This window comes from Nostocoides sp., assembly GCF_035343835.1.
Taxonomy (GTDB): domain Bacteria; phylum Actinomycetota; class Actinomycetes; order Actinomycetales; family Dermatophilaceae; genus Nostocoides_A; species Nostocoides_A vanveenii.
In genome coordinates, this window is record NZ_DAOQZV010000094.1 from 1 (window position 1) to 11,312 (window position 11,312).

Annotated in this window: 10 protein-coding genes and 1 pseudogene; 1 reads left to right on the forward strand and 10 read right to left on the reverse strand. The window is 68.0% G+C overall.

Annotated elements, in window-relative coordinates:
- Positions 1-641: 641 nt before the first annotated feature.
- Positions 642-2,762, reverse strand: a complete 2,121-nt coding sequence (ligA, locus tag PKH97_RS08435) for an NAD-dependent DNA ligase LigA (protein WP_324386964.1) — start codon at positions 2,760-2,762, stop codon at positions 642-644.
- Positions 2,763-3,190: 428 nt separating this feature from the next.
- On the opposite strand from ligA, the gene PKH97_RS08440 reads away from it, so the two are divergent.
- The gene (locus PKH97_RS08440) at positions 3,191-4,687 is read left to right on the forward strand and encodes a long-chain fatty acid--CoA ligase (RefSeq protein WP_324386965.1); all 1,497 of its coding nucleotides are present in this window, start codon (positions 3,191-3,193) and stop codon (positions 4,685-4,687) included.
- Positions 4,688-4,760: 73 nt separating this feature from the next.
- On the opposite strand, the gene PKH97_RS08445 is transcribed toward PKH97_RS08440, so the two are convergent.
- The 9 genes and pseudogenes from PKH97_RS08445 to mnmA all read right to left on the reverse strand — a co-directional run bounded on the left by PKH97_RS08445 (position 4,761) and on the right by mnmA (position 11,287).
- On the reverse strand, positions 4,761-5,294 hold the full coding sequence (locus PKH97_RS08445) for a universal stress protein (RefSeq protein WP_324386966.1): 534 nt from the start codon (positions 5,292-5,294) through the stop codon (positions 4,761-4,763).
- A 14-nt stretch (positions 5,295-5,308) separates the two neighbouring features.
- The gene (locus tag PKH97_RS08450; protein ID WP_324386967.1) at positions 5,309-6,691 is read right to left on the reverse strand and encodes an MFS transporter; all 1,383 of its coding nucleotides are present in this window, start codon (positions 6,689-6,691) and stop codon (positions 5,309-5,311) included.
- Complete coding sequence (locus PKH97_RS08455; RefSeq protein WP_324386968.1) at positions 6,688-7,176, reverse strand: SRPBCC domain-containing protein; 489 nt, start codon at positions 7,174-7,176, stop codon at positions 6,688-6,690. The genes PKH97_RS08450 and PKH97_RS08455 overlap by 4 nt, the downstream gene beginning before the upstream one ends.
- Positions 7,177-7,260: 84 nt before the next feature.
- Complete coding sequence (locus PKH97_RS08460) at positions 7,261-7,647, reverse strand: EamA family transporter (protein WP_324386971.1); 387 nt, start codon at positions 7,645-7,647, stop codon at positions 7,261-7,263.
- Between the two features lie 108 nt (positions 7,648-7,755).
- Positions 7,756-8,253 (reverse strand): DMT family transporter, encoded by a 498-nt coding sequence (locus PKH97_RS08465; RefSeq protein ID WP_324386969.1) that lies wholly within the window; start codon positions 8,251-8,253, stop codon positions 7,756-7,758.
- On the reverse strand, positions 8,250-9,263 hold the full coding sequence (locus tag PKH97_RS08470; protein ID WP_324386970.1) for a methionine synthase: 1,014 nt from the start codon (positions 9,261-9,263) through the stop codon (positions 8,250-8,252). Before PKH97_RS08470 ends, PKH97_RS08465 begins: the two co-directional genes overlap by 4 nt.
- Complete coding sequence (locus PKH97_RS08475) at positions 9,260-9,874, reverse strand: pyridoxamine 5'-phosphate oxidase family protein (protein WP_324386972.1); 615 nt, start codon at positions 9,872-9,874, stop codon at positions 9,260-9,262. Before PKH97_RS08475 ends, PKH97_RS08470 begins: the two co-directional genes overlap by 4 nt.
- Positions 9,875-9,955: 81 nt before the next feature.
- Positions 9,956-10,111, reverse strand: a pseudogene (locus PKH97_RS08480) (DUF1272 domain-containing protein); the annotation flags it as partial.
- Positions 10,112-10,180: 69 nt separating this feature from the next.
- Positions 10,181-11,287, reverse strand: a complete 1,107-nt coding sequence (mnmA, locus tag PKH97_RS08485) for a tRNA 2-thiouridine(34) synthase MnmA (protein ID WP_324386973.1) — start codon at positions 11,285-11,287, stop codon at positions 10,181-10,183.
- Positions 11,288-11,312 lie beyond the last annotated feature (25 nt).

The following is an 11,312-nucleotide window of genomic DNA, read 5'->3' on the forward strand; positions in this document are numbered from 1 at the left end:
AGCCAGCGGGCGTCTAACTCGAGCCCCGTCGAGTGGCCGGTTCAGCCCCGTCGAGAGGCCGGTTCAGACCCGTCGAGAGGCCGGTCGAGGTCACCGAACGCTCAGTGATTGCTGTGGGGCGCGAGCGAGGCTCGGGCGGTGGCCAGGCCAGGACCTCCTCGTCGACGTAGCCACGGGCATGTACCCGCAGGCGATGAGGCGCTCGTTGTCGTACCCCAGCAGCCCACGGCTGATCGATGCCCGATCCACCGCAGCCAGGCCGGACGGACATCGAAGGTGCAATTCCAGGTCGTCCGAGTGCCCGAGGCTCTCGGGCTCGAAGCGCCAGCCGCCACGGGAGCGCCCAAACAACCACGGGGCTTAGACCATGGCCGTGCGCCGGAGGCAGCGGACGATAGGACGCATAGTCGCTCATCTTGCTGGGCCCGAGCCGCGAACAGGTCTTGATGCGCACACCTTCCCGGGCGCAGTGGCACCCCTGAGGGCTCTCGACGGGGCTGAACCGGCCTCTCGACGGGGCTGAACCGGCCTCTCGACGTTCCCGTATGCCGTTTGGTCACCTCGGTCTGTGGCCGCCCCCGACGTCCTCCTTTCCAAGCTCCCGACCCCCGGCGTCCGGCAACCCGCAGTGATAGGGGCCCTCAGCCCGGGGAGCCCGACTCGAGAAGCCGCACGAAGCCGGCCTCATCGAGAATCACCAGGCCCAGCTCGCGGGCCTTCGCCTCCTTCGAGCCCGCGCCCGGGCCCACGACCACAAAGTCGGTGTTCTTCGACACGGAGCCGGCGGCCTTGCCACCGCGGGCGAGGATCGCTTCCTTCGCCCCGTCGCGCGTGAACCCATCCAGCGATCCGGTGACGACGACGGTCATCCCGGCCAACGTCTGGGCCACCGATTCATCCCGCTCATCGGCCATCCGCACGCCAGCTGCGGCCCAGGCATCGACGATCGCCCCGTGCCACTCGGATCCGGGCCGGTCGAACCAGTCCCGCACCGAATCCGCGATCACCCCACCGACGCCCTCGACTGCCGAGAGTTGCTCGACGCTCGCCGCGCGGATCGCCTCCATCGACCCGAAGTGCTGAGCCAGCGCGCGCGCCGCAGTCGGACCCACATGGCGGATCGACAGACCGACGAGCACCCGCCACAGCGGCCGGTCTTTCGCGGTCGCGAGGTTGGCGACCAGTCGCTCACCATTGGCCGAGAGCACCCGCCCATCGACCATCGCCTCGGGAGCATCGCTCTTCTTGGCCGCGCGCGTATACAGCGGCACGCGCGCGATCTCCTTCTCCCCCAACGCAAAGAGCCCACCCTCGTCGGTGAGCACGCCGGACTCCAAGAGCGCAACGGCCCCCTCCCAACCGAGCGCTTCGATGTCGAAGGCCCCGCGTCCGGCGAGCCCGAAGAGCCGCTCCCGCAACTGCGAAGGACATGTGCGGGCGTTCGGGCAGCGAATGTCTTTATCGCCCTCCTTCTCGGGCGCGAGCGGCGTCCCGCACGCCGGGCAGGTCGTCGGCATCACGAACGCCCGTTCACTGCCGTCGCGCAACTCAATCACCGGGCCGAGGATCTCGGGGATGACGTCGCCGGCCTTGCGAAGGACGACCGTGTCGCCGATGAGCACGCCCTTGCGCTCGACTTCGTAGGCGTTGTGCAGCGTGGCGTTGGTGACGGTCGAGCCCGCCACCGTCACCGGTTCCATGACGCCATAGGGCGTCACCCGCCCAGTCCGGCCGACATTGACCAGGATGTCGAGCAGTTTGGTGTTGACCTCCTCCGGCGGGTATTTGTAGGCGATCGCCCACCGCGGCGCGCGCGAGGTTGCTCCGAGTTGGCGCTGCACGGCGATCTCGTCGACCTTGACGACCACGCCGTCGATCTCATGCTCGACGCTGTGTCGGCGCACCCCGAAATCGTCGATGAACACCTGCACGTCCTCGATCGTGTCGAGCACCCGGAAATGCGTACTGACAGGCAGCCCCCACCCCTGCATCAGCCCGTATGCCGTGCTCTGCCGCTCGATCTCGAAGCCCACCCGGGCACCGATCCCGTGCACCAGGAGGTGCAGCGGACGAGTCGCCGTCACCCGAGGATCCTTCTGCCGCAACGAACCCGCTGCCGCATTACGCGGGTTGGCGAAGGGGGCCTTGCCGGCCGCCACCAGGCCGGCGTTCAGATCGGCGAAGGCCTCGATCGGAAAGAAGACCTCACCGCGGATCTCGACACGCTCCGGCACGTCCGCCCCGGCGAGTTGCAGCGGCACCCCGGCAATGGTGCGGACATTGAGGGTGACGTCCTCGCCGGTTCGCCCGTCGCCGCGAGTGAGCGCGCGCACGAGGCGGCCACGTTCATACAGCAGGTTGACGGCCAGGCCGTCGATCTTGAGCTCGCACAGGAAGTGATAGGGCGAGCCGCCGGCCTCCCGCGCCACGCGGGCCGACCAGGCCAGCAGTTCCTCGGGGCTGAAGGCGTTGTCGAGGCTGAGCATCCGCTCCAGGTGATCGACCGCCTGGAAGTCGGTCGAAAAGGTCGCGCCGCCGACCTGCTGGCTGGGGCTCTGGGGGGAGCGCAGCGAGGGATGCGCTTCCTCGATCGCCACGAGCCGGCGCATGAGGGCGTCATACTCGCCGTCGCTGATCGTTGGCGAATCCTTGACGTGATAAGCGAACTGGTGCGCACTCAACTCCTCCGCGAGCGCGACCCACTGGTGGCGCACGTCGTCCGGGACGACATCGATCACGGCATCGGGGCTTGCGTCAGTCACTGCCCCATCCTGCCCGACCCGGCGTTCAACGCGTCGAGTCGCGCGGTTCGACGCGGGTGCCTCGCGGGCAGCAGCCTTGCCGTACGGTCGGCGAAGCGCGGATCGCCCGGAACCGTTTTTGTCCGAGGACGTCCTCTACGACGAGTTCGGCGTGCCGCGCATGATCGATTCGGTCGCGGATCGGGGTCACCCGCGAGACTCAACCTCGGCGACTGCTTCGCCTACGCATTGGCTCGCGCAACTAATCAACCGCCGCTCTTCAACGGCGAGGACTTCCGACATACCGACGTGCTACCCCCCCTTGGTCCGTGAGCGCGCTGCACGCGACGCGATGTGGCCGGAATGACAGCGTGGGGGCACCTGCCTGAGCCACGCTCCGTGGTTGGCTGACGTAAACCCCCGTGCGCAGCCTCAGGAGCGATTCCCCGATGACCAATCTCGCGTCCAGCCTCACCACTACCGCAGCCAATGCCCCCGGGAGCACGGCGATCGCGATCGGTGGCAACCACCTGCCGTATGCCGCACTCTTCGGCGCCGCAGCCAAGCTCGCCGGCGAGCTCACAGCGGCGGGCATCGAGCCCGGCGACCGCGTCGCCCTGATCCTGCCGAATGTCCCCGCCTACCCGGTCGCCTTCTTCGGCACTCTGCTCGCCGGCGGCACGGTCGTGCCGATGAACCCGCTGCTCAAGTCGGGCGAGATCGACTTCTTCTTCACCGACTCGGGCGCCAAGATCGCCTTCGTCTGGCCGGACTTCGTCGATGAGGCGACCAAGGGTGCCAAAAACTCCGGCACGCGCATCATCACCTGCGACCCGATGGGCCCGGTGGCCGGCCAACTCGACGGCGGCGAGCCGGTCACCACGCCCGTCGAGCGCGCCGACGACGACACCGCGGTGATCCTCTACACCTCGGGAACGACCGGGCGACCGAAGGGTGCCGAACTCACCCACGCCAACCTGCGCCTGAATGCCAAGCGCTGCGCCGACGACATCATCCAGGTCACCGCCGACGACGTGCTCATGGGCTGCCTGCCCCTCTTCCACGTCTTCGGCCTGACCGTGGGGTTGCTCGCGGCGGTCCAGGCCGGGGCGACGCTGGCGCTCATCCCGCGCTTCGACCCAGCGGCCGCGATCGCGACGATCGCGGCCGAGAAGGTCACCATCATGCTCGGCGTGCCCACCATGTATGCCGCGATCCTCCACCACCCGGACAGTGCCGGGCTCGACGCCTCGCGCCTGCGCACGTGCGCCTCCGGAGGCTCGGCGATGCCGGCCGAGGTGCAACGCGCCTTCGAAGAGAAGTTCGGCTGCGTCATCCTCGAGGGCTACGGGCTGTCCGAGACCTCGCCGGTCGCCTCCTTCAATATGCCCGACCGGCCGCGCAAGCCGGGCACCATCGGGATCCCGATCGAAGGCTGCGAGATGACGCTGCTCGACGACTCCGGCACCGAGGTCGCGCAGGGTGAGGTCGGCGAGATCGCCATCCGCGGCGACAACCTGATGAAGGGCTACTGGCGCAACCCGGAGGCCACCGCGACCTCCATCCCTGATGGCTGGTTCCGCACCGGCGACCTCGCGACCGTGGATGAGGACGGCTACTTCACCATCGTCGACCGCAAGAAGGACATGATCCTGCGCGGCGGCATGAACGTCTATCCGCGTGAGGTCGAGGAGTTGCTCTACACCCACCCCGATGTGCTCGAAGTCGCGGTCGTCGCCGTCCCTGACGAGCTGCTCGGCGAGAATGTCGGCGCCGCCGTCGTCCTGCGGCCCGGCTCGAGCGCGACTCCGGAAGACATCCAGGCGTGGACCAAGGAACGGATCGCCGCCTACAAATACCCCCGCGCCGTCTGGCTGGTCGACGAACTCCCCAAGGGCCCGACCGGCAAGATCCTGCGTCGCGAGGTGCACGCGCCCAGCGCGTGACGGCAGACGTGACGCGGCCCGACACCTGCTGCAGGTGCCGGGCCGCTTCGCTTGCCGTATGCCGTTGACGCGCCTACTCTTCGGCGCTCTCGGCCACGACGATTTCGGGGCCGTCCTCGGGGACGACCTGATCGGCCGCGGGATCGCCGATCGGTCGAACGATGAGGACATCGCAGCGCGCCCGCTTGGTGACCTCTTCGGCGACGGTGCCCAGCAACCGGTCGGTGATGGTCCGGTCCGCGACGGCGCCCAGGACGATCAGGTCGGCGCTGCGGTCTTCAGCCGTGGCGAGCAGGGCCTTGTCAGGCTCGCCCTCCATCAGCAGGGCGGCGACCACGACGGCCCCCTCGTCGCGGGCGAGGGCCACCGCTGCCGCCAGGGCCTCATTGGCGGCCGCACGGCCAAGGACCTGACCGCTGCGCGGGTCACCGCCGAGCGTGGCGACATTCTTGGCGTCGACACGCCGGGACAACTCCGAATAGGCACACACGATGACCAGGTCGGCATCGTCGTGCCGGGCCAGCCAGGCGGCCCGCGCAATCGTCGGGATCGCGAGCGCCGAGCCGTCGGTGCCGGCGACGATCGTGCCGTAGTCGATCTTGCTCATCTGTTCTCCTCCGCTCAGTGCCCGCTGGGCAGGTAGGCGACGTCGTCGACATCGCGGACGATCGGGGGTTCCTTGATCCAGGCCATCGCCACCGCGGCGCACGCCAGCAGGACGCCGGCCGCCATGATCGCGTTGTTGGGGTTGTCGCCGAGCAGCGAAGCATAGATCTTGCCGAAGGTCAGCGACTGGATGAGCATCGGGATGACGATCATCATGTTGATGATGCCCATGTAGACGCCGTAGCGGGTCGAGGGGATCATGCGCACGGCCATGATGTAGGGCACGCCCATGATCGAGGCCCAGGCGATGCCGAGACCGATGATCGGGACGAAGAGCGCGTATTTGTTGGTCAGGTGCGGGAAGATGACCAGCCCGACGGCTGCCAGCAGCAGGCACGACATGTGGACGAATTTCGCGCCTCGGCGTTTGGCCAGCGCGACCAATGAGAAGGCGACGGTGAAGGTGACGATGTTGTACCAGCCGTTGACCAGGCCGGTCCAGCCCACTGCCTCCTCGAACCCTTTCGACTTCGAATCAGTTGTGCCCCAGACCGATTTGGCCATCGATGCGGTCACGAACTGCCAATAGCAGACCATGCCGTACCACTGGAAGAGATAGACCAAGGCGAGCTTGCGAAGCTCCGTGGGCATCTCGACCACGGCTTCCTTGATCTCCGCGATCGCCGCGCCGAAGCCGCCGCCGGCCTCCTTCTTGGCCTTCAGCGCCGCGAGTTCCTCGGGCGTCGGCGGTATCTCCGGGGTGGTGAGGACGGAGACGAGGACCGAGCCGACCGAGCATACGGACCCCAGCATGAAGGCGCCGAAAACCCAATACGGGATTCCCGCTTCCGTGGTGCCGTCGAGGATCTTCTGGAAGACGAAGAGCGAAAGGTTGGCCAGTGTGATGCCGAAGCCGGTGAAGAAGGACTGGGCGAGGAAGCCCTTGCCCAACTGGCTGGGGGGCAGCTTGTCGGCGATGAACGCGCGGTAGGGCTCCATCGCGGTGTTGTTGCTGGCGTCCAGCAACCACAGCAGCAGGACGGCCATCCAGACGGCCGCGACGAAGGGGAAGAGGAAGAGGCAGAGCGCGCAGCCGATCGCTCCGATGAGGAAGAAGGGCTTGCGGCGTCCCCACCGCGGGCTCCACGTCCGGTCGGACAAGGCGCCGATCATCGGCTGGATCAACAGGCCGGTGATGGGTCCGGCGAGGTTCAGGATCGGGAGTTCCTCGGGCTTGGCGTTGAGGAACTGGAAGATCGGGTTGACGGCGGTTTGCTGCATTCCGAAGCTGTATTGGATGCCGAAGAAGCCGAAGTTCATGAGCATGATCTGCTTCATGTCCATCAGCGGCTTCTGCCGAACGATGGTCGTATGCGTCAGCTCGCCCTGCGTGGTCATCGTCCGTCACCACCCGTCGCGTACTCGCCGGTGCCGGCCAAGAAGTTCGCCAGTCGGGTCAGTTCCTTCTCCCAGCCCTCACCGTGCCAGCCGGCGACGTCGGGGTCGTAGGGTCCCTGGATGATGCGGACCAGGGTGCCGTCACGGCCCATCTTGGTGAATTCGACGCGCAACTCCAACGGCTTGGTCGGGTCGATGCCCGGATCGCCGGTGATCTGTTCCCTGGAGACGAAGACGTCCGGTTCGAAAAACTCGGAGTAGACGCCATTGGTGACGACTCGAGTGGTCGGGTCGTTGTCTCGAACCTTCACGTGAGTGTGGCGCCCGCCGAGCTTGTGGTCGCCCTCGAGGGTGTCCTCTTCGACATGCCAACCGGGAGATCCACGCCACTGCTTCAACTCGTGCGGCTCGACCCAGGCCCGGAAAACGCGGGGCCGGGGGAAATCGAATTGCCGCTCCACGACAACCATGACGTTCGCCGTCACGCTCTTCCCCTCTCTCTCATTGCGTCCAGAATTTGAAGCGAAAGACAGCCTGGCACTGCGCTTTTCGTTCGTCTACTGTTCGTGTCAAGTTGAGACGAACGGGCACATTCGGGCAGCCCGATTGCGCCGGTCTCGGTTGGGCGTGTTGATGATTGCGGCTGCTGCCAGGACGATGACGAAGCCCGCGATCTGCGCGGCACCGAGGTGTTCGCCGAGGACGAGGACGCCGAGCAGGACCGAGACCACGGGGATGAGATAGGTAACGGTCGTCGAGACGATCGTCCCGGCTTCGCGGACGACGTCGTACTGGAGCATGTAGGCCAGACCGGTGCCGACGAAACCCAACACGGCGATGCAGGCGATCGCCAACCAGACCGGGTAGTCCGCGTGGTCACCGCCGCTGGTCAGCGACCAGGGGGCCGCGACCTCGTCGCGATCCATCAGCCACCAGCCGAGCAGGATCGGCACCATGAGCACCGAACCACACATCAGCAGGGCGGTCGGTTGGGAGAGGCCACCGAGGTCGGCGCTCCCGAGGTAGCGCCGGTTGTAGGTCCAGCCCAGCCCGTAGCACGCGCCCTACAGCACGACGATCAGGAAGCCGACGGGGTCGGGTCGCCCCTCGGCATTCCAGGGCTCGGCGATGATGGCAACGCCGACGAATCCGACGAGCACGGCAGCCAGCTTCGTGCCGGTCAGACGCTCGCTCGGCAGCAGCGCCAGGGCGAACAGGACGGTGGCGATCGGCGTCGTGGCATTGCCGATGCCGGCGAGCGCCGAGGAGATTCGCGTCTCGCCGATGACGAAACCGAGGAAGGGCAGGGCCGAGAGAAAGACCGAGCACACGAGTAGGTGGCCCCAGATGCGGCGATCGCGCGGGAGGCGAGTCCCGCTGATCCGCAAGAGGATCAGCAACATAGCCGCCCCGGCCCAGATTCGTGCGGTCGCGATCTGCACGGGATGGAGCGCAGCCAGCCCGACCTTCATGAACAGGAAGCTCGAACCCCAGATCAACGCCAGCGCCAGGAACTTCGCTTGCCAGGGCACTCGTCGCCTCGGTGCGGCGGCCTCGCTCACCGATTGCCCTCCTCGGTCAGTTGCCGGCCGACGGCGACGGCGTCCCGCGTGATCCGGCGAGCGATGGCCAGCGTGGTGCCCGCCAGACCGCAGGCCGGCGTGATGGTGACGGACGCGAGGGCGGCAGCCTCCAGTCCCACGCGTTCGAACGCCCCGAGGATCACGCCGCGGGCCGCATCGGCGCTCGTTGCACCGTCGCCGGTCAGCACGCCGGCGAAGACCCCAACCCCGGACTCGATCGTGGCGGCAACCGACTCCCAGCGCGTCGCGCTGGCGTCGTTCAGATCCAGCGAAATCGCACCGGCTCCTGCGGCCCGAAGCAAGGGCATCGGCGCACCACGCGCGCAGCAATGCACGACGGTGAGACCGTCGTGCTTCGCAAGCACCTCCTGCAGGCCGCGCGCGGCGACCTGCGGGTCGATGGCGCGGATGCGGCCATACCCCGATGCCGTTGGGAGGTTGCCCGCGAGGACCGCGGGCAGCGAGGGCTCGTCGAGTTGGAGCACCACGTCGGCACCGGGCACGAGGCGCCGGACATCGGCGACGTAGCGCGAAATCCCCTCTGCCAGTGAGGCGAGCACGTCGCGGCGTGCACCCTCATCGACGAGCGAGCGCTCGCCTCGGGTCAACTCGAGCGAGGCGAGCAGGGTCCACGGCCCGCAGACCTGCACCTTCAGACTGCCGGCAAAACCGTCGTAGGCCTCGGCGAGTTCGTCCAGGTCCGCACGGTGCAGAGCGGCCGTGCGCTGTGCGTCGCGACCCGGTCGGTCCACCAGCCGCCAGCCGGCTGGTTGCAGGTCGACGGGGAGGTCGACGAGCAGGCCGGCGGCGCGTCCGATGATGTCGGCGCCAGGACCGCGGTGGGGAGTCTCCGGCAGATAGGGCAGGCCGATGCCGTCACCGTCGATGAGCAGATCCCGGACGGTGACGATGGCTTCCCGGACGTCGGTTCCGGGCCACGATCCGACGCCGGTCGCCTGCGTGACGGCGGGCGTGGTGGCCGGGCTCACTCCGGCCGCCGGGCGGCGACGAACGCGCGCACCGAGGCCGGGACCGGCCCGACCGACCACGGCGCTTCCACGGGTGCGCCGGCAGTGATGGTCAGGGGAACCACGCCGCACCAGACGTCAACCGGTTCCGCAGGCTGGCCCGGCTCACCGGTCCGGGTCTTCATCAGCCAGTTGTCGTCGGTGATCTCGAGCGCCAGCGCGACCGTCGCCGCGACCTGCTTGCGGGTCGACCCCCCGACCTCGGCATTTCTCCCTGGCAACAACCGTTCGGAGAGGATGTCCAGAGTGGTTCGCCGATCGTCCATGGCGATCGTGGTGAGCCGGCCACGGATGACGGCCGAGCGATAGTTGGCCGACGACTCGAAGGTCGACTCGGCAACGACCAGTCCGTCCATGGCGGTGACGCAGAAGGCAGCCGCGGCGCCGGCGGCGACCTGGCGAAGCGTGCCGGCACCTGTCGAGCCGTGCAGGAGGATGCGGTCGCCGTCGCGGGCATAGAGCAGGGGCACGGTCCAGGGATCCGTGCCGTCGACCGTGGCGAGCGTACCGACGAGTTGACTGTCGAGGAAGTCATAGAGCTCGGCCCGCTCCGTGGCCTGCCGCTCCGCCATCCGCGTCAATCTGGTTGTCCGCGAAGCCCGTTCATGTTCCGGAGGGTTGCGGCGCAAGGCCTCGCCGACCCGAGTAGGCCGAGGCTGAAGTTGCCCCCCGCAGTTGGGACAGGCGTGCTCCGACTCGGCCGCGCAGACGGCACAAAAGGTGCACTCGAAGGAGCAGATCCGGGCGTTCTCGGCATCCGGCGGAAGGGCCGTCCCGCAGCGTTCGCACTGGGCGCGCAGGTCCAGCATCACAAGCCGTCTCCCTCGCGTGTGTGCGGGGACCGGGCACAGTCGGTGGGCGCCATGAGCGTCATCCCATCACAGGCGCGCGGACGCCGGCGAGGTCTTTCGCGTCCGCGCCGTGCGGGTGATCGTGGCCGACCCGAGCACCCGGTCCCCGTCGTAGACGACGACCGACTGGCCGGGGGCGACACCGCGGATCGCCTCCTCCGTCCGCGCGATGAGGTCCTCGCCCGCGGTCTCGACGAGAGCGGCATACGGCTCGCCGTGGGCCCGGACCTGGATCGAGCACCGGTCGTGGGGCCCTGGCGGCGGACCGCACCAGATCGTGCGTATCGCGTGAATCTCGTTGACCCCCAACAGATCCGCCGTCCCGATAGTGACCGTCTTGGTCTCGGCGTCGATCCCGACGACATAGCGCGGCTGCCCGTCCATGGTGCCTCGGTCGAGCCCGATGCCCTTGCGTTGGCCGATGGTGAACCCGAAAGTGCCCTCGTGCCCACCGACCACCCGGCCGTCCGTGTCGACGATGGACCCGGGCCGAGCGCCCAGTTTCTTGCCGAGGAAGCCGCGGGTGTCACCGTCGGGGATGAAGCAGATGTCATAGGAGTCGGGCTTCTTGGCGATGAAGAAGCCGCGGCGAGCCGCCTCCTCGCGCACCTGCGCTTTGGTGGTGTCGCCGAGCGGGAAGAAGGCGCGAGCGAGCTGATCCGAGGTCAGCACCCCAAGGACATACGACTGGTCTTTGGCCGCATCGACCGCACGATGCAGCGCGCTTCCGCCCGGTCCGTCGACGATGCGCGCGTAGTGACCGGTCGCGACGGCGTCGAAGCCGAGAGCGAGCGCCTTGTCCAAGAGCGCCGAGAATTTGATCTTCTCGTTGCACCGCAGGCAGGGGTTGGGGGTGCGGCCGGCCGCGTACTCGGCGACGAAGTCGTCCACGACATCGTGCTGGAAGCGATCCGCCAGATCCCAGACATAGAACGGTATGCCGAGCCGGTCGGCCACGCGGCGGGCATCACCCGCATCCTCCAGGGTGCAACAGCCACGTGCCGACTCACGCAGGGTCGCGGCGCTGCGCGACAGCGCGAGATGGACGCCGACGACATCATGGCCGGCATCGATCATTCGGGCCGCAGCGACCGCTGAATCCACGCCGCCGCTCATCGCCGCGACGACGCGCATCACGCCGCACCCCGCGCGCGGCGGG